The sequence below is a fragment of the Nonomuraea purpurea genome, from assembly GCF_042650645.1.
GTDB classification, from domain to species: domain Bacteria; phylum Actinomycetota; class Actinomycetes; order Streptosporangiales; family Streptosporangiaceae; genus Nonomuraea; species Nonomuraea purpurea.
Genome location: NZ_JBHSBI010000034.1, coordinates 84,300 through 101,415 on the forward strand (window position 1 = coordinate 84,300; position 17,116 = coordinate 101,415).

A 17,116-nucleotide genomic window follows, 5' to 3' on the forward strand; every position below is an offset into this window, starting at 1 on the left:
ACGGCGTGGGCCGCCCGGGGCCGCCTCCACTAAGGTGTAGGACCCGGACAAACGAGGAAGCTGAATCGTATTGGCTCATCGCGCCCTGGTCATCGCCATGCTGCCCGCGATCGGGCTGCGCCTGCTCGCCGTGCTCGGGTTCCCGCCCGCCATCCTGTTCTACGGCGACTCGTTCGCGTTCCTGGCGGAGGAGCTGACCCCCGGCACGAGCAGGCCGTCCGGCTACTCCCTGCTGCTGGCCGTACTGCGGCCCGCACACAGCCTCACGCTGGTGACCGTGTTGCAGCACCTGCTGGGGCTGGCACTCGCCGTAGCCGTGTACGCCCTGCTGCGCCGCCGCGGCCTGCCGGGCTGGGGTGCCGCGCTGCTGGTCACCCCGCTGCTGTACGACGAGTTCCTCGTGCTGCTCGAACACATGATCATGGCGGACGCGGTCTTCATCGTGCTGGTCACGGTCGCGATCGTGCTCATCGTCTGGCGGGTCACCCCGACGACGGCCGCCGTCGGCGGACTGCTGCTCGGCCTGGCCGGGATCACCAGGTCGGTCGGCCTGCCACTGCTCATCCTCACGGCCGCCTACCTGCTGATCAGGCGCTACGGCTGGCGGCCGCTGCTGGCGCTGCTGGTGGCGGGCGCGATCCCGCTGGGCGCGTACGCCACCTGGATGAAAGTCGAGAAGGACAAGTTCGGGCTGACCCAGGCCGACGGGAACTTCCTGTGGTCCAGGACCATGAGCTTCGCCGACTGCGGGGTGATCAAGCCTCCTGAACGGCTGGCCGTGCTCTGCCCGGACATGCCCGTGGAGCAGCGGCCCTATCCGCCCCACTGGCTGTGGGAGAGCTTCTCACCGCTGCCGAAGGTGCCGGGCACGGCCAACCGCAACCAACTCGCAGGGGAGTTCGCCAGGCAGGCGATCCTGGCCCAGCTGGGAGAGTACCTCGCCGCGGTCGCGACCGACCTGACGCAGTTGCTGCGCTGGGAGCGGACGGCGGTGGAGGAGAAGACGCCGTACAAGCTGCCCGTCGCCGAGCGGCCGATCAGCGAGTCGGTACGCGGGGTCGCCGAATCCTACGAGGCGGGTCCTGCCGCGACGCGGGTGGTGGAGCCGTTCGCCGGCTGGCTGCGCGCCTACCAGCGGTTCGGGTACGTGCCGTACCCGCTGCTCATGCTGGCCCTGGTCGGGGCGCTGGCGGCCGGGCTGGTGCGGCGGCGGTGGGAGGCGCTGCTGCCCGGGGTGGCGGCGCTCGCGCTGGTCGTCTCGCCGCCGTTCCTGGCCGCCTATGACGTGCGGTACGTGATCCCGGCGATCCCGCTGATCTTCCTGGCTCTGGGGCTGGCCCTGGCCGGCGGGTCGCCCGCGTCCGGGAAGCGGACCCCCGCGGACGAGCCGGAAAGCCTCCGGGTCTGACACGGGTCCGACCGTCGAGTAGGGGGCCGTCACCCTCTGAAGGCGGTGACGTAGCGGCGCTGCCAGGGGGTTTCCACGGCGTGGCGCGAGTAGTGGGCGCGCACGTAGGCGGTCGCCTCGTCGCCCGGGACCCCGTCGAGCACGGCCAGGCAGGCCAGGGCCGTGCCGGTGCGGCCCCGTCCGCCGCCGCAGGCGATCTCGACACGTTCTGTCTCCGCCCGCGACCACGCCTCGCGCAGGGCCTCGGCGGTAGCGGCGCGGTCGGAGGGCAGCCAGAAGTCGGGCCAGCGCAGCCAGCGATGCTCCCAGTCGACGGACGGGGGGCGGCGGCCGAGAAGGTAGAGGGCGAAGGCGGGGTGGGGGCCCTGCGGGAGCGGATGCCGCAGGCCCCGGCCGCGAACCAGCCTGCCCGAGGGCAGCCGCAACACTCCGGCCGAGGTGGGGTCCCAGGTCGTGCTCATGGTGGTCGAGCGTAGCTTCGGGGGGCGGCGTCCGAACGACCCCTCCGCTTTCAGCCGAACGTTGAGGCCAAAAGCGCCGCCCCCGCTCCCAGCCAGGGGCGGGGCCGAAGGCGCCGCCCTCGACGAGGATGACCAGGCCGATCCCGATCAGTACGAGCGGCCGCTCCCTGGGCGAAGAAGAGCGCCAGGATCACGATGTCGTCGATGTTGGTGACGGCGAACAGGCCGACGGCCTGCCCGATGATTCCCGCGTTCACGATGGGGTTCCCAGGGCGGTCAGCAAGAGCTCTCTGTGTGTCCTTACGAGGTCGCGGTCGGCCGTCGCCCAGGCCACGGCCGCCTCCGCGTGCCGGCGACGGACCGGTGACAGGCGCGGATCGTCCGCGTTGGCCGACTCGGCGGCGACGATCTCGCCCTGCCTGCGCACCATGGCGTCGACCAGCCGCCCGCCCTCGACCCGGCCGTACCCGTCGCGCAGCTCCCGCAGGTGGCGGGCCTGGTCGGCGATCGGCACGCGGCCCTGCGACTGGACGCACCACGTCCAGGCCAGGTAGCCCAGATCGTCGAGCCGGTCGCCGGGGCGGCAGGAGGACCAGTCGATGAAGGCCACCGGCAGCCCCTCGCGGAAGACCGTGTTGAACGGCCCAGGGCCGCCGTGCACGACGCACTCGCGGCCGCCTGCGAGGGCGTGGCCGGCGGTGAGGTCGTGCAGTTCGCGGAGCATGCGCCCGCCGGCGGCATACGCGCCGGGCGCGCGCTGGGACGGATGGTCGGTGGTCGAGCCGGGGACGTAGCTCAGCACGTCACGTCCTTGCTCGTCGATCCCGAGGTGGAGCGGCGCGTAGGGGTAGCCGGCGGACGCCAGGAAGGTGAGCACCTGGGCGGCGAAGGCCGAACCGGCGTCGCGGGGGCGGCGGACCGTGTCGCCCACGCGTACGACCTGCGGGGTGTTGTGCCCGCCTTCGAGCGGTTCCTCTGTCACCGGGTGGTCGAAAGCAGCATGGGCGTCTCCCCCGTTCCTGGCCGGACCACCACATAGTAGTGATGACAACCAGGCATCCTCTGATTACCTGGGTGGTAATCGACGGGCCTCGGGCCCGCCCGGGAGGATGACGGCATGACGAACGACACCCGTGCCATCGTGGAAGAGCTGCTGGGCAGGCTGGCCAAGGGCGAGCACGACCGTACGGCGGAACTGTTCGCCGAGCCGGTCGACTGGCGGCTCGACTGGCCGGAGGCGGGGCATCCCGCGGTGCCGTGGATCCGGCCCAGGTCGAGCCGGGCCGACGTGGCCGACCACTTCCGGTCACTGGACGCCCACCACGTGCCGGAACTGAACGCCACGTCCGTGGAGCGGATCCTGGTGGACGGGGCCGACGCCGTGGTGCTGGGGACGATCGCGCAGACGGTGAAGGAGAGCGGCGTCGCCTACACCTCGCCGTTCGCGCTCCACCTCACGGTCGATGACGGGCTCGTCACCCGCTACCACATCTACGAGGACAGCCTGACGGTCGCACGCGCGCTCGGCACCCAGAAAGCCTGACGCTCTCGAAACCGATGGAATGCGGCGTTACGATCGCCGCATGCTGGGCTTAGGCGCCACCGAGTTGGTGTTCCTCGTCGTCCCGATCGCGATCCTCGCGCTGGGTGTCGGTCTGTGGCTGGCTCGGCGCAGGGCGGCGCACACCTACCTGGATCTGGACCTCCTCACCCCCATCGAGGTGCAGGCCCGCGCGCACGACCTCATCGAGGTAGGCCGGTTCGACGACGCGGTCGAGCTGATCCGCAAGGAGTCCCGGGTGTCGTCGCACACGGCGGAGCAGGTGGCCAACGCGCTGCTGGCCGGCCACGTCCTGCCGGGCGTGCCGACGATGGAGGAGGACGACCTGCCCACCACGATCCGCAGGTTGGTCGCGGAGGGCCGCAGGAAGCAGGCCGTCTTCCTCGCACGCAGCCACGAGGACATGAGCCGTTCGGAGGCCGAGGCCTTCGTCGACTCCCTCACCTCACCCGAACAGGACCTGTGAACCATGTGCCGCCAAGTGGCGCATCATTGCAGACTTGACGTGTGAGCACTCCTGAGCTCGCCTACTCCAACGAGCTCTCTCAGCGCGATCTACGCAACCGGTCGGCGGAAATCATGGACGGCCTGGAACGTGGGGAGCGATACGCCGTTACCCGTAACGGCCATCACATCGGCGACCTGGTCCCGATCCGCCGTCGACGCCGGACGGTTTCGCGCGCCGAGTTCGCCGCCGCGTCGCGCGGCATGCCACGACTGGACGACCGGAAGTATCGCGACGACATGGACCGCCATATCAATGACGATCCGTACGACGTCACCGTGGTGCCGGTAACCCGTCCGCAATAATGCTCCGCGGCCTTGCCGGCTGGAGAGCCCGTCAAACGGGACCGGCCGCCCCGGCGCGTACGGGATCGGGCCGCATGTACGAGAGCCTCCTGCCGTATTCGTGATTCGCGGAACCTCGCGGCGGCCGGGTTCGTTTTCTGGTTGGCACGAGCCCTTGGGGGAAGGTGGTCATGGGCACGAGCAGAACCAGGCAGAAAAAGCGTCCTCGATGGGAAGTGAGCTGGTCTGAATCCGCCGTTCCTGAGAAGCGGCTGCCCTTTCGGCGCTTCAGGGTCACCGCCCACCATCGGGCGGTGTGGCGGGAATGGGCGCCGGTGACGGCGGCCACCCTCATCGTCTTCGAGTTGCTCTATTTCTTCCTGGTCGCCGACATGCTCGGGGGAACGAGCATGGCCGGTGTCGTCGTGACGGCCGCCGCCGGCTGTCTCACGGTCTGTTCCAGATTCGTGCAGGAATATGCGCGGTTCCGGCGCGCGAACGCCATAGTGATTCCGCTCCTCACCATCGTTGTCGTCTCCGTGGGCGTGATGCTGATCGCCATGGCCGCGGAGACGTTGTCACTCGCGTAAGTCCCATCTCAATGGCGAAGCGCGTCCGGGGTGTCGTCGTCGACCAGGAACCCGCCCGACTGGTGACGCCAGAGCCGGGAGTAAGGGCCTTGGGTCTGGAGCAACTCGCTGTGGGTGCCCTGCTCCACGACGCATCCGCGGTTGAGCACGACAAGGCGGTCCATGCGGACGACGGTGCTCAGCCGGTGCGCGACCACGAGCGCCGTACGGTCCTGCATCAGGTGCCACAGGGCCTCCTGGACGAGGATTTCGCTTTCGGAGTCCAGGGCGCTGGTCGCCTCGTCCAGCACCAGGATCGGGGCGTCGCGCAGGATGGCGCGCGCGAGGGCGAGGCGTTGCCGCTGGCCGCCGGAGAGTTTGACGCCACGTTCGCCGACCAGGGTGTCGAAGCCGTTCGGCAGCGCCTCGGCGAACTCCGTGACGTGTGCCGCCTGGGCGGCCCGCAGGATGTCGGCGTCGGTGGCGCCCGGCCGGGCGAAGGCGATGTTGTCGCGTATCGACCGGTGGAACATGGCCGGTTCCTGGGGGACGTAGGCGATGAGGCTGCGCAGGTCGGCCTGGCGCAGCCGGGAGATGTCCTGGCCGCCTATCAGGATCCGGCCTCCGTCGACGTCCATGAGGCGCAGCAGCAGCCGGGTGAGGGTGGTCTTGCCTCCGCCGGACCGGCCGACCAGCCCGATCTTGGTGCCGCTGGCGATGTCCAGGTCCAGGGTGTCGAACAGGGGCGGGCCTGCCGAGTGCCCGAACCTGACCCGCTCGAAGCGGACGCTCGCGTCGGCGGGACGCAGCGGTTGCGGGTCGGCCGGGTCGAGCACGGTCGGCGGTATGAGGAGGAGTTCGGCGAACTGGGCGGCTTCGGTGAGCACGCTCTCAAGGCGCCGGTATATCTGGTTGAACTCGAACATGATGCTGATCGTGTTCGTGTAGTAGGTGAACGTCACGATGATGGCCTCCACGCCCAGGCCGCCTCTGAGCGCGACGGCCAGGAGCAGGCCCACCGCACTGGTCAGGACCGTGAGCGGGGCGACGATGGTGTCGACCCGGAGGTTGCTGAAATCCCAGGAACGCAGCGACAGCCTCTGCTGCTCGGCGATTCTGGCCCGGTGTTCCGTGGCTTCGCGGTCCTCGGCGGCGAACGCGCGGACCGTCTCCATGTTGGCCAGTACGTCGGCGACATGGCCCGACACCAGCACCTTTGCGGCCTCGCGTTCGTCGACCAGCGCCTGGCGGCGGCGAATGAGCGGGGCGATGAGAAAGCCGGTGACAAGGATGACGCCCACGAGAACGAGCACCAGAAGCGGGTGGTACTGCCACAGCACCACCGAGGCGAAAACCAGCGGCACCAGCTTGGCCATGATCGAGAACGTGAGCGTGTCGACGAAGTCCTCGAACCGGGCGGAGAATCCCAGCACCCGTTTGGTCAGCGAGCCCGCGAAGTTGTCGTGGAAGAACGCGGCGTCCTTGGTCAGGAGCTCGTCCATGCCCACCACGCCGAGCCGCTCGATGCCGCGGGCGTCCGTGCGGTTGAGGAAGTGCAGTCCCACCCGCCACAACGTCTCGCCCGCCAGCAGCAGCGCGCCGAAGACGAGCACGTAGGGCAGTAGCGCGGCGACGGAGCCGTCCCCGCCGCCGGCCAGATGCCCCACCAGCCCGGCCACCGCCAGCGGCGCCAGATAGAACAGGCAGATGTTCCCCAACGCCGGCAGAATCAGCGCCGGCACCGCGACCCGCCGCTGCCGCATGAGCTCGCCACAGTAGTGGCGTAATGCCAGCAGAACCGCTGATTTTCGTACAGATGAACCGTCTCTGGGATCCCCGACTAATCCGAGCACCATCATCCGCTCCCTGAGCTCCTACACCGCCTTGGCTATGCTGCCTGCAGGGTGCGGGGAAGAGCGAACGATTTTCCGGCCACTCCTGCCACAGGAGATGCACGTTATTCCGGGTGACGGCGAATCGCCGGGCGGAACGTCTTCCCCCCCGGCGATCAGCTCGTTGCTCATCGAATGGTGACGCGGTCTCCTAACGGCGCCTTGACCGGTGAGTTCTTCACGATGTAAGACGCCAGCGCGCCTCGGTCGTCCGGCCCGCCACGATAGACGGTGGTGCTTCCCTCCCATTTCGGGTAGCCCAGATCACCGGCCACCAGAACGTAGTTGGCCGCGACCTTGATCACCTGGTCGTCGGTCACCGGAACGCCGTTCAGCGTCATTTCGGTGACGGCCCCGCCCTCCAGCGTGTAGCGAAGCGAGGCCGAGGGCGTCAGCACCCAGCCCTTGGGGTTCGGAGCCGCCAGCACCTTCTTGAGCTGCGCGACGGTCACCGCGTTCACGTCCACGGCGAGCCCGGCCGGCTGGGTGTCCCACAGTTCCTGGTAGGTGACCGGCCCCGCGTTCAGGCCCGTGAAGAACCCGTGCCTGCCGACGAGTGCGGCTTCGGCGCCGGAGGCGGCCTGGACGGAGTCGAGGTAGGCGTCGGCGACCAGTTCGGCCAGCGGGCCGCCGCTGGAGGTCAGCGCGATGTCCTCGGCGGTCGCGCCGAACGTTTCCTCCCCGCCCGGCCAACCGCACTCGAAGTAGTAGAGAGTGTTGGACACCAGGCCGTCGGGCTGCTTGAGCTCGATCTGGACCGAGGTCTTGCCCGTCTCCCGGTCCCAGTCGAGCGTCTCCAGCACGGCGGTGAACGAGCCGCCGTGGTCGGCCGGCGCCTTGATGGCCTTCCACTCCTCGGTGCCGACGAGGCGATACTGGATGAGCCGCCTGTCGGCGGGAATCCCCTCGAAGGAACCGTGGATTTTGAAGGTCAGCGGGCACTTCGTGGCGGTGGTCCGCTCGAAGAAGATGGTGGCCTTCTGCACGGAGTTCTGGGCCGAATCACGCGTAGCGGAAACGGCCTGGTTCGGGACGGCGTGCGCCGCCGCCGGGACAAAGGCACCGGACGCCAGGACGACAACGCCCATCAGCCCTCCGATTCGGCGCCCAGTCCTGCTTGATAAGTCCACGCTATTCCTCTCTGTAGATCCGCGACAGGAAACCTAGCCGGACCGACCGACAATCCCGCGGGCGGAAAACGCCGACGCTCGGGGATCTCTATTGCCGCATTGCCGGACGGGTGGTACTCCTTTTGGAGCAGGTTGATCATCAGCCGCCCGGGGAGTCGATCGTCGCCGTCCCACGCAGAGCTCCTGACCCCCGAGAAAGGTGGACCCCCCTCATGAACCACCCACTGACCCGGCGTCGTGTCCTGGGCGGAGCAGCCGGGCTGGCCATCGGAACCGTCTCGGTGGGGCTGCCGCCCGCCACCGCACAGCCCTTACCCGATCTCGCCCGCTGGCACGAGCAGGCGGCACGCGTGACGATCACGCGTGATGACTGGGGCATCCCGCACGTGGTGGGCAGGACCGACGCCGACGCGGTGTTCGGGATGATCTACGCCCAGGCCGAGGACGACTTCAACCGGATCGAGACCAACTACCTCGTCAGCCTGGGCCGCCTCGCCGAGGCCGAGGGCGAGAGCGCGATCTGGCAGGACCTGCGCCAGCGGCTGTTCGTCGATCCCGAGGGGCTGAAGCGTGATTACGCCAAGAGCCCCGCCTGGTTGCGCAAGCTGATGGTGGCCTGGGCCGATGGACTGAACTTCTATCTCGCGACGCACCCCGGCGTGCGTCCGCGCGTGATCACGCGGTTCGAGCCGTGGATGGCGCTGAGTTTCTCGGAAGGCAGCATCGGCGGCGACATCGAGCGGGTGCCGCTCACCCAGCTCGAGTCCTTCTACGGCGAACGCAGGGTGCCGATGACCGACGCGGAGCGCGAGGTGCTGTTCAGCGAGCCCAGAGGCTCCAACGGCATGGCGATCGCGCCGAACCGCACACGCGACGGCCACGCGCTGCTGCTGATCAACCCGCACACCAGCTTCTTCTTCCGCTCCGAGCAGCATGTGACGAGCAGCGAAGGGCTCAACGCCTACGGCGCCGCCACCTGGGGGCAGTTCTTCATCTACCAGGGCTTCAACGCGAACGCGGGCTGGATGCACACCTCCAGCGGCGTCGACAACGTCGACGAGTTCGCAGAAACGATCGTCACCGGGGCCGACGGCCGCCGTTCCTACCGCTACGGCAACGCGCTGCGGCCGGTGAAGACGAAGACGATCACGCTGTCCTACCGCACCGCGGACGGCCGGCAGGCGCAGCGCGGCTTCACCACCTTCGCCACGCATCACGGCCCGATCGTCCGCGAGGCGGACGGCAAGTGGATCGCGTTCGCGCTGATGAACAAGCCCGTCGAGGCGCTGCAGCAGAGCTTCCTGCGCACCAAGGCGCGCGATTACGCGGGCTACCTGGATGTGGCGGGCTTCAAGGCCAACAGCTCGAACAACACGCTGTTCGCCGACTCGAAGGGCGAGATCGCCTTCCTGATGCCGCAGTTCATGCCGGTCCGCGACGATCGTTTCGACTATCGCAGGCCCGTCGACGGCAGCGATCCTGCGACCGACTGGCGCGGGTCGCACAGCCTCAAGAGCCTGCCGCAGGCGGTGAATCCGAAGACCGGCTGGACGTTCAACACCAACAACTGGCCCTGGACCGCCGCCGGCTCGGACAGCCCCAAGGCCGCCGATCATCCACGCTATTTCGACCAGGCCGGCGAGAACCCGCGCGGCCCGCAGGCGATCCGGATGCTGACCTCGCGCGACGACTTCACCCCGCAGACGCTGATCGCGGCCGCCTTCGACCCCTACCTCACCGCCTTCGCCCGGCTCGTGCCGGGCCTCGTCACGGCGTGGGACAAGTTGCCCGAGGACGACCAGCAAAAGGCGCGGCTCGCCGGCCCGATCGGCCTGCTGCGCGACTGGGACCACCGCTGGGGCGCGGACTCGACCGCGACGTCGCTGGCCGTGTTCTGGGGCGAGGCGCTCTGGGCGGTCTGCGCCCAGAGCGCGAGGGACGCGGGCCTGTCGGTGTGGGACTACATGGCCGAGCGCGCCACCGACGCGCAGCGGCTCACGGCGCTCGGCGAAGCGGTGGACCGGCTGAGGCAGGACTTCGGCGGCTGGCAGGTGCCCTGGCGGGAGATCAACCGCTTCCAGCGCAACGACGGTGCGATCGTCCAGAAGTTCGACGACGCCAAGCCGAGCATCCCGGTGCCTTTCACCTCCGCGCAGTGGGGCTCCCTCGCCTCGTTCGGGGCGAGGCGCTACCCGGGAACCAAGCGTTATTACGGCACCAGCGGCAACAGCTTCGTGGCGGTCGTGGAGTTCGGGCCGAAGGTGCGCGCCTGGGCGGTGACGGCGGGCGGCGCGAGCGGGCATCCCGACTCTCCGCACTTCAACGACCAGGCAGAACGCTACGCCAACGGCGACCTGCGGCCCGTCTACTTCTATCCCGACGAGCTCAAGGGCCACGTCGAGCGCAGTTACCGGCCAGGCAGATGAGCATCGTGGGACTGGGCGGCCATCAGGTGGTCGATGAGCGCGAGCAGCACATCGCGTCCCGCCTGACGGTCGCGGGCGTCACAGAGCATCAACGGCACCTGCGGATCGAGATCGAGCGCCTTGCGGATCTCCTCTTCCGTCCGGTCCCTGACGCCGTGGAAGCAGTTGACGCCGACGACGAAGGGGATGCCGCGGCTCTCGAAGAAGTCGATCGAGGCGAAGCTCACGTCCAGCCTGCGGGTGTCGACCAGGACGACCGCGCCCATCGCCCCGTTGACCAGGTCGTTCCACATGAACCAGAAACGTTCCTGCCCGGGGGTGCCGAACAGGTAGAGCACCAGTTCGGCGCTGATGGTGATGCGGCCGAAGTCCAGCGCGACGGTGGTGGTGGACTTGCCGCCCACTCCGTCGAGGTCGTCGACGCCGACGCTGGCGTGGGTCAGGTACTCCTCCGTACGCAGGGGGGCGACCTCGCTCACCGCGCCGACCAGGGTCGTCTTCCCGACGCCGAAACCACCGGCGATGAGGATCTTCACTGCCAGGGGAGCGGCTTGGTCAGAGTTTGCGTAAGCCATCCCTCACCGCCTCAAGGATTGCCATGTCGGGCATGCCGCCCGCCTTCGCGAAAGCCAGCGGCGGCCGGGCCCGTACCTGGCCGGCCTCGACCAGATCGCCGATGAGGATCTTGGTCACGGACACCGGGAGGTTCAGCGCGGCGGCGACCTCGGCCACTGCCAGAGGCCGCTCGCACAGAGCGAGGACGGCACGGTGCTCCGGCTGCATCCTTCTCATGCCGCGCCCGGCCTCAGAAGAGACCTCGGAAATCGCCGTCACCAGGGTGATCAGCGTGAGGTCGTCCCGCTCGGAGGTGGTTCGTCCGCCGGTGATCGTGTAGGGACGGACAAGCGGCTCGTCGGCGTCATCGTCGTCGAAGCCGTCCGTCCAGTGTTTCATCCGTGTCTCCCCACGTCCTCGGTCTGCGGGGTACGCGAGCCGGTCCCGAGCTTCAGGCCGACCTGCTGGATCAGGGTGTGCATCGCCTCGGTCATCAGCTCGGCGTCGACCTCCTGGGAGGCGACCACGGCCAGATGCGTGCCGCGGCCCGCCGCCGTGATGAACAACCACAGCTCGGCCATCTCGATGATGACCTGGTGGACCAGTCCGCCGCTGAAGAGCTGCCCGACCCCGCGGGCCAGGCTCTGCTGGCCGGTGGCGATCGCGGCCAGACGTTCGGCATCAGCGCGTTCGATGCTCCTGGACCGGCTGATCACCAGGCCGTCGTCGGACAGCACGATGGCGTGCCGGGTGCCCGCGACCTGGTCGACCAGGCCGTCCAGGAGCCAGTCCAGGTCGGTGTTGGTGGCGGTGGTTCGCTGCGTCATCATCGATCTTCCGTGGTAGGGGAGCCGGGCTCGGGGGATGCGTCCGGCCGGGGCTGCGAGGCGTCGTCACCGGTCCTGCGTTTGCGGGACTGCCGCTGGAACGCGCCGATCACCGCACTCGATCGGCCTGGCTGGTCGCGTACGGCCCATGTCTCCCGTTCGATCTGTTCATCCCTGTCTGCCGGGACTTTGAGCTCGGTGACCAGGCTGGCCTGGCGCACCCGCTGCGGCAGCGGCCGGCGGTCGGACGACCTGGGCGTATCGTCCGAGGGCGCGCTGTTTCGCGGAGCTTTGTCCCCAGCAGATGATGTCACGGATGCCATCGCGCGTCCCCTTGACCGAGCCGGCAACTGCGCGTCCCGGGGGCCGGTGGCGACCTCCTCGGGTACGGCCTGGGGACGCTCCACCACCACCGCCTCCGGGAGCAGCACGATGACCCGGGTGCCGCCGAAGGCCGACGGCCGCAGCTCCACCTGCAGGCCCAGGCCCGCGGAGAGCCGGGCGACCACGTACAGGCCGAGCCGCACGTCGTCGGCGTGGGTCATCACGTCGAGCCGGGGCGGCGACTTCATCAGGGCGTTGGCGGCCGCGTACTGCCCGGACTCCATGCCCAGGCCGCGGTCCTCGATCTCCACGGCGACGCCCCGGCTGACCGGTGCGGCCCGCACCTCGACGGGGGTCAGCGGCTTGGAGAAGGTGGTGGCGTTCTCCATCAGCTCCGCCAGGACGTGGACCAGCGGTCCCACGGCACGTTCCGCCACCCACGGCTCGCCCTCGACGTCGATCACGATCCGCCGGTAGTCCTGCACCTCGCCCTGCGCGGCGCGCAGCACGTCGAGCAGTTTCACGGGCTTGCGCCAGCGGCGCTGCGGCTGCCCGCCGCCGAGGATCACCAGGTTCTCCTCGTAGCGGCGCAGCCGGGCGGTCAGATGGTCCAGGTCGAACAGGCCCTCCAGCACCTCGGGGTCCTCGTGCTTGCGCTCCAGCTCGTCGAGCTTCTTCAACTGCAGGCCGATGAGAATCTGCGTACGGCGGGCGATGCGCTGGAGCATGCGCTGGAAGCCGCGATGCTGTTCCGCCTGCCGCACGGCGGTGTGGACGGCGCTGCGGCTGGCCAGGTTGAGTGCCTGCCCGAGCTCGCCGAGCTCGTCGGGGGTGGGCTCGACCAGGTGCACCTCCGCGTCCACGTCGACGTCTTCGCCGCGCTCCAGCCGGGCGACCACCTTGGGCAGCCGCTCCTGGAGTTCCTGGGCCTCCTCGCGCAGGTGGAGGATGCGCCGGCGGAGAATGGAGGTGAGACGCCAGCTCGTGAAGATCACCAGGCCCAGGGCGAGCAGACCCACGCTGGTGACGCTGACGAAGATGACGAAGAGCATGTCGGCGTGGCCGTAGCCGATCTTGCTGACGTTCTCGAGCCGGAGGCGGAGCAGCTCCCGCACCTGCGCGGTGACCGTCTCCACCGAGGAGCGCCACTTGGCGCTGTCCCCGCGCAGTATCACCTGGTTGCTCCCCAAGGCGACCAACCGCTCTTCCAGCGCGTTCACACTCCGCCAGGCGTCGCTGGTCATCAGCGTCCTGTACCGGGTCTCGTCACCGGTGAGACTGGGGATCACCCGGGATCGCAGCAGGTGCTTCCTGGTGCCGATCGCGTCGATGACCAGGCCGTACTCGTCCCTCGTCAGGCGCCCCTTCATCCAGCCGCGGGCCAGGACGGCGTCCTCGCGGCCGATCAGGTCGATGACCCAGTAGAGGTCGACCAGCGTCTGCGACTTGCTGTTCACATCGCCCTCATCGGTGTTGCTGAGGACGGTCAACACGCCGAGGTTCGACTCGATGACCCCGGTGTAGAAGTCGAACGCCTTCTGCGTGCCGGACAAACCCGCGTCCACCGCGCGGCGCTGCTCGTCGAGGAGGCCGAGCCGGCGTTCGGTCTCGACGATGGCGTCGGTGAGCCCCTCCTGCCCGTCGGCGGCGTCCACGCCTGTCAGGGGACGGAAGGCGTTCACGGCCTGGTCGGTCACCGCGCGCTGCTCGGCCAGCTTGTCACGGAAGGCGGCGCTACGCGGGCTGGCCTGCCTCTCCGCGGTGAGCCGTCGCTCCTGGTCAAGGCTGAAGAACAAGTCCGCTGCCGGCCCGCCGACGGTGTCGGTGGCCAGATCCATCTGGGCCTTCTCCTCCCGCCACTGGCTGGAAAGCTGGAACATGCCAGAAGCCAGCAGCGGGGTGAAGGTCAGGCTCGGCACGAACACGACGATGAGCAGCACGGTACGCAACGGCAACCGCCGCATACCGGCCAGCCGCCGCGCCCCGTCCCGCACCGGCCCGCCGCCCACCGTCTTCGTTCGCCGACGCCCGACCAGCCTGCCCAATCCAGCCACGTGCAGGACACTCTCCTCACCAATCGGTGCATCTACCCATGTAGGCGATTGGTGCCTGATAGTAGCCATACGGCAGTTGAGCCGAAACCCCCGGCCTCACCCGCCTGACCGGGCAAAGCTTCGCGCGTGGGATCGGGCCCGCATGCGATCATCTCACCGGACGTACTGTCCTAATCGCGGGGATCCACGTTCCACGTGGCCGGCAGGTCGCTCCCGCAGAAGACGCAGACGTAGTCGTCCTCCCGCACGATGCCGGCCTCTTGACAGGTGGTGCAACGCCGGAAGACCACCTGTTGCGTGAAGCCGGACGGATGGTCCAGACCCACCTGCCCCAAAGCCTCAGCGACCGCCGGCCATGACGTGGTGTCCGGACAGTACCCGGTGGAGTGGTTGCTCACCTCACGGACCTCCCACCCACCACCCACACGGCCGAACGAGATCTCGCCCGCGCTCAGAACGAGACCGCCGCCCGCGCATGCGACATGCTCACTCCGGCGCGGAGCCAGCCGCAACACACCATCCGTGTCCACCACGAAGGTGAACGGCTCAGCCAACTCCTCCGCCGGTCGCTCGGCCATCCACCCGTCGAGGTCGGCCCTCGAACGGATCGACTGGCCCTTGCCGTCAGGCTGGACCGCCGCCTTCACCTCGGCCGGTCCGACGTATCGATAGCTGCGCACCCGATCGGTCACGCCGGCCACCATAGACGACCGTGTGCGTCGAAGGCGCTCGCCCCGGCCGGCGGGGGCCGGGCCGGGGCGAGCGTAGGGGTCAGCTGGTCAGTGGGTGGTGTCCTGGGTATTCACCTTGCAGGTGGAGGTGGTCGTCTTTCCCGGATCGCTCACCGAGGTCGCGGTGAGCCGGATCGTGGCGGAGTGGGCGCTGCCCGGTGTACGGGTCACGTGGACCGGGACGTCGACGGACTGGCCGAACGCGGCCGTGGTCAGGTTGTTGGGCAGGTTCGCCGACCAGCCCGCGCCCGTGGCCGAGGTCGACAGCCGGTAGATGTCGTTGCGCAGGTGAGCTCGTTCGTCCTGCGGGTGCAGCGCCGGATCCGTGGCCGCGTCCTTGCCGGTGTTGGTCAACCGGAACGAGCAGGTGGTGGCACGTGCGGGGGCCTTGCCTCCGGGCGTGCCCTTGCCGACCGCCACGCCGCGCTGCTGCGGTCCTGCGCCCGCCGGGTTCCGCACGCCGATGACGTAGTGCAGCAGGCCCTTGGCGTCCTTGTAGGTGTTCACGATGGAGAAGTGCAGGCCGTTGGCGGTGTCGACGTACTCGTTCTTCGAGCCCGAGTTCGTTCCCGCGTGGAAGAGCGCGTCATTGAGCTGCCGGTAGTCGCCGATCGTGCGCATCACCTCGGTGCCGTCAGGCCGCTTGTAGTCCAGCATGCCGATGTCTTCGGGATGCGCGTCCACCACCCACGTGAAACAGTTGTAGCCGCAGGTCGCGCCCTCCTTGCCGTCGCCTCCCGGCTCGTATGCCTTGTTCTTGGCGATCATCACGCCGTTGTCCGGCTGGAACGAGCCGTACCCGATCCGCTGAACCGTCTCAAGGGTGTAGTTGCTCCACCCGCCGGAGGGGCCGCCGCCGTCGCACAGCGGGTTGGCGTTGACGTCGCAGGCCGGCGAACGGTCGATCGGCGCGGATCCGTCCAGCAGCACCTGGACACCCGCCCGGGTGCCCTTCGGCAGCGGACTCGCGTTCACCGCCCTGGCGATCACGTCCACGACCGCGAGGCCGGACTTGGCGAGCCCGTCGCGGTTGAGCCGCAGCACCGAGGAGTAGGGCACGAAGCCCATCCCTATCTTGTTCCGCAGCGTCTGCTCGGCCCCCATCGAGGCGCCCTGCTGCGCCGGCACCCGCCAGCGGTTGTGCGGACCGCCCGGCCCGTTGAACGAGCCCCGATCCATCATGTCCCACGGCCCCGACCCCGCCCGGTGATACGGCTGCACGTACGGATTGTTGTTGTTGTCGCCGATGCTGAAGAAGAAGTGGCTCAGCTCGTGCGTGATCGTGCCGGAACTTTCGCCCTGCCGCACCGTCGACTGGCCCCACAGTTGCGAGCCCGCGAGCCAGGAGGTCCAGGGGACGTACCGGCTGGGCACCGAGTTGGGCAGCGCCGGGTTCGGGTTGCCCCAGACCTCCCGGGGCACGTCCTGCGGCGAGTTGAACTTCATCTCGCCGAACTCCTGCCACACCGAGGTCTCGTCGTAGCCGGCGTAGATCCGCAGGACCACGTCGTAGCCGCAGTTGCGGGTGCAGTCGGCGTCCTCGTGCCAGAGCTTGTCGGCGTCGGTCTCCAGGCGGGTTCCCGCGCAGTTGTTGATGCCGGCCTTGTCGGTGACCGTCACCGTCGCGTCGAGGGTGAGGTGGGTGTCGTCGGGGATGGCGGTGACGACCCGCTGCCCGGACGGGGAGACGCCCGCGATCGTGATGAGGTCGCCGACCTTGAGGAACGTGGTCGACTCCACCGCGATGGTGCTCACGTCGGCTTGGTTCCCGGCCACCGTGGTCTGACCGGGGCAGCCCTGCTGGCGTTCCTGGCCGATGTCGTTGAGGCCGTACTGGGAGGAGTTCTTCGGCATCCGGTACGGCCCGAAAGCCGTCACCGACGAGACGCCGAGCCTGCCGCCGCTCTGCTCCATCCAGTACCCGTTGATGGTCTGATAGTTGTTCACCGGGCTCGGCTTGTTGAAAAAGTCGGCATAGAACTGCGCGACCTTGTCCCGGGTGACGGGGTCGATCTGCGGGTTGCCGAACGGGTCCGACTGCTTCGGCTTGGTGATCACGAACGGCTGGTCGGGAAAGTCGACCGCGACGAGCGCCACCCGAAGCGCGCGATCGGTCGGAACCGCGCCGTTGGTGGCCCAGTTCACCCCGGGAATCGGCTTGTAGTCCTGCCAGGTCATGTCCTGCTGGTCCTGCACCCGCTGCGGGTCGATCGGCTGCATCGCGGGAGCGTCCCACGCCGCGGTGGTGGCCTGGCTGGTCTGCGTCATGTTCAGGGACAAGCCGAGCACGAGGACGCAGAACACGGTCAGGGTCTTGGCCGACAATCGTCGGGATGAACGGCGGCCGCGGTTCAAAAGCACAAAAACCCACCTTCCTAACGAACCTGCC

General features: G+C 68.8%; 17 protein-coding genes. 6 read left to right on the forward strand and 11 right to left on the reverse strand.

Annotation, left to right across the window (positions count from 1 at the left end):
• Positions 1 to 70 precede the first annotated feature (70 nt).
• Positions 71 to 1,408 carry a hypothetical protein gene (locus ACFOY2_RS44835; protein ID WP_379534253.1) on the forward strand — a complete coding sequence of 446 codons (1,338 nt, stop codon included), beginning with the start codon at positions 71 to 73 and terminating at the stop codon, positions 1,406 to 1,408.
• 29 nt (positions 1,409 to 1,437) lie between these two features.
• Here the strand turns inward: ACFOY2_RS44835 and ACFOY2_RS44840 are convergent, their stop codons facing one another.
• From ACFOY2_RS44840 to ACFOY2_RS44850, 3 genes are read right to left on the reverse strand one after another with little or no spacing between them, the layout of a single operon-like run.
• The gene (locus ACFOY2_RS44840; RefSeq protein WP_379534254.1) at positions 1,438 to 1,869 is read right to left on the reverse strand and encodes a protein-tyrosine phosphatase family protein; all 432 of its coding nucleotides are present in this window, start codon (positions 1,867 to 1,869) and stop codon (positions 1,438 to 1,440) included.
• Positions 1,870 to 1,919: 50 nt separating this feature from the next.
• Complete coding sequence (locus tag ACFOY2_RS54765; RefSeq protein WP_449290160.1) at positions 1,920 to 2,126, reverse strand: hypothetical protein; 207 nt, start codon at positions 2,124 to 2,126, stop codon at positions 1,920 to 1,922.
• Positions 2,123 to 2,851, reverse strand: coding sequence for a phosphotransferase (locus ACFOY2_RS44850; protein ID WP_379534255.1), 729 nt, complete (start codon positions 2,849 to 2,851; stop codon positions 2,123 to 2,125). The genes ACFOY2_RS54765 and ACFOY2_RS44850 overlap by 4 nt, the downstream gene beginning before the upstream one ends.
• A gap of 135 nt (positions 2,852 to 2,986) precedes the next feature.
• Between ACFOY2_RS44850 and ACFOY2_RS44855 the strand changes: the two genes are divergently transcribed.
• From ACFOY2_RS44855 to ACFOY2_RS44870, 4 genes are all read left to right on the forward strand, one after another.
• Complete coding sequence (locus ACFOY2_RS44855) at positions 2,987 to 3,412, forward strand: nuclear transport factor 2 family protein (protein ID WP_379534256.1); 426 nt, start codon at positions 2,987 to 2,989, stop codon at positions 3,410 to 3,412.
• A gap of 40 nt (positions 3,413 to 3,452) precedes the next feature.
• Positions 3,453 to 3,896, forward strand: a complete 444-nt coding sequence (locus tag ACFOY2_RS44860; RefSeq protein WP_379534257.1) for a hypothetical protein — start codon at positions 3,453 to 3,455, stop codon at positions 3,894 to 3,896.
• A gap of 41 nt (positions 3,897 to 3,937) precedes the next feature.
• Positions 3,938 to 4,240: a type II toxin-antitoxin system Phd/YefM family antitoxin gene (locus ACFOY2_RS44865; protein WP_379534258.1), complete on the forward strand. Its 303-nt coding sequence runs from the start codon at positions 3,938 to 3,940 to the stop codon at positions 4,238 to 4,240.
• Positions 4,241 to 4,410: 170 nt separating this feature from the next.
• Positions 4,411 to 4,809: a hypothetical protein gene (locus tag ACFOY2_RS44870; RefSeq protein ID WP_379534259.1), complete on the forward strand. Its 399-nt coding sequence runs from the start codon at positions 4,411 to 4,413 to the stop codon at positions 4,807 to 4,809.
• 8 nt (positions 4,810 to 4,817) lie between these two features.
• Here the strand turns inward: ACFOY2_RS44870 and ACFOY2_RS44875 are convergent, their stop codons facing one another.
• Together ACFOY2_RS44875 and ACFOY2_RS44880 are read right to left on the reverse strand one after the other, a co-directional pair.
• A complete protein-coding gene (locus ACFOY2_RS44875) occupies positions 4,818 to 6,551 on the reverse strand; it encodes an ABC transporter ATP-binding protein (protein WP_379534260.1) in 1,734 nt (577 codons plus the stop codon).
• A gap of 257 nt (positions 6,552 to 6,808) precedes the next feature.
• The gene (locus ACFOY2_RS44880) at positions 6,809 to 7,768 is read right to left on the reverse strand and encodes a 5'-nucleotidase C-terminal domain-containing protein (protein WP_379534261.1); all 960 of its coding nucleotides are present in this window, start codon (positions 7,766 to 7,768) and stop codon (positions 6,809 to 6,811) included.
• 254 nt (positions 7,769 to 8,022) lie between these two features.
• Between ACFOY2_RS44880 and ACFOY2_RS44885 the strand changes: the two genes are divergently transcribed.
• The gene (locus ACFOY2_RS44885; protein WP_379534262.1) at positions 8,023 to 10,236 is read left to right on the forward strand and encodes a penicillin acylase family protein; all 2,214 of its coding nucleotides are present in this window, start codon (positions 8,023 to 8,025) and stop codon (positions 10,234 to 10,236) included.
• On the opposite strand, the gene ACFOY2_RS44890 is transcribed toward ACFOY2_RS44885, so the two are convergent.
• From ACFOY2_RS44890 to ACFOY2_RS44915, 6 genes are all read right to left on the reverse strand, one after another.
• Positions 10,218 to 10,811 carry a GTP-binding protein gene (locus ACFOY2_RS44890; RefSeq protein WP_379534263.1) on the reverse strand — a complete coding sequence of 198 codons (594 nt, stop codon included), beginning with the start codon at positions 10,809 to 10,811 and terminating at the stop codon, positions 10,218 to 10,220. The genes ACFOY2_RS44885 and ACFOY2_RS44890 overlap by 19 nt on opposite strands.
• Positions 10,792 to 11,190, reverse strand: coding sequence for a DUF742 domain-containing protein (locus tag ACFOY2_RS44895; RefSeq protein WP_379534264.1), 399 nt, complete (start codon positions 11,188 to 11,190; stop codon positions 10,792 to 10,794). Before ACFOY2_RS44895 ends, ACFOY2_RS44890 begins: the two co-directional genes overlap by 20 nt.
• Positions 11,187 to 11,618 carry a roadblock/LC7 domain-containing protein gene (locus tag ACFOY2_RS44900; protein WP_379534299.1) on the reverse strand — a complete coding sequence of 144 codons (432 nt, stop codon included), beginning with the start codon at positions 11,616 to 11,618 and terminating at the stop codon, positions 11,187 to 11,189. Before ACFOY2_RS44900 ends, ACFOY2_RS44895 begins: the two co-directional genes overlap by 4 nt.
• Positions 11,618 to 13,996 carry a sensor histidine kinase gene (locus ACFOY2_RS44905; RefSeq protein ID WP_379534265.1) on the reverse strand — a complete coding sequence of 793 codons (2,379 nt, stop codon included), beginning with the start codon at positions 13,994 to 13,996 and terminating at the stop codon, positions 11,618 to 11,620. The genes ACFOY2_RS44900 and ACFOY2_RS44905 overlap by 1 nt, the downstream gene beginning before the upstream one ends.
• A 170-nt stretch (positions 13,997 to 14,166) precedes the next feature.
• Entirely contained in the window at positions 14,167 to 14,688 is a 522-nt protein-coding gene (locus ACFOY2_RS44910) for a hypothetical protein (RefSeq protein ID WP_379534266.1), read from the reverse strand.
• 87 nt (positions 14,689 to 14,775) lie between these two features.
• Positions 14,776 to 17,088 carry a peptidase M6 gene (locus ACFOY2_RS44915; protein ID WP_379534267.1) on the reverse strand — a complete coding sequence of 771 codons (2,313 nt, stop codon included), beginning with the start codon at positions 17,086 to 17,088 and terminating at the stop codon, positions 14,776 to 14,778.
• Between the last annotated feature and the right edge of the window lie 28 nt (positions 17,089 to 17,116).

Bases quoted from the DNA above. Each gene is read 5' to 3' on its own strand.
- ACFOY2_RS44895 (WP_379534264.1), bottom strand. From the start codon at position 11,190: ATGAAACACTGGACGGACGGCTTCGACGACGATGACGCCGACGAGCCG.
- ACFOY2_RS44875 (WP_379534260.1), bottom strand. From the start codon at position 6,551: ATGCGGCAGCGGCGGGTCGCGGTGCCGGCGCTGATTCTGCCGGCGTTG.
- ACFOY2_RS44840 (WP_379534254.1), bottom strand. From the start codon at position 1,869: ATGAGCACGACCTGGGACCCCACCTCGGCCGGAGTGTTGCGGCTGCCC.
- ACFOY2_RS44880 (WP_379534261.1), bottom strand. From the start codon at position 7,768: ATGGGCGTTGTCGTCCTGGCGTCCGGTGCCTTTGTCCCGGCGGCGGCG.
- ACFOY2_RS44860 (WP_379534257.1), top strand. From the start codon at position 3,453: ATGCTGGGCTTAGGCGCCACCGAGTTGGTGTTCCTCGTCGTCCCGATC.
- ACFOY2_RS44885 (WP_379534262.1), top strand. From the start codon at position 8,023: ATGAACCACCCACTGACCCGGCGTCGTGTCCTGGGCGGAGCAGCCGGG.
- ACFOY2_RS44855 (WP_379534256.1), top strand. From the start codon at position 2,987: ATGACGAACGACACCCGTGCCATCGTGGAAGAGCTGCTGGGCAGGCTG.
- ACFOY2_RS44870 (WP_379534259.1), top strand. From the start codon at position 4,411: ATGGGCACGAGCAGAACCAGGCAGAAAAAGCGTCCTCGATGGGAAGTG.
- ACFOY2_RS44900 (WP_379534299.1), bottom strand. From the start codon at position 11,618: ATGACGCAGCGAACCACCGCCACCAACACCGACCTGGACTGGCTCCTG.
- ACFOY2_RS44890 (WP_379534263.1), bottom strand. From the start codon at position 10,811: ATGGCTTACGCAAACTCTGACCAAGCCGCTCCCCTGGCAGTGAAGATC.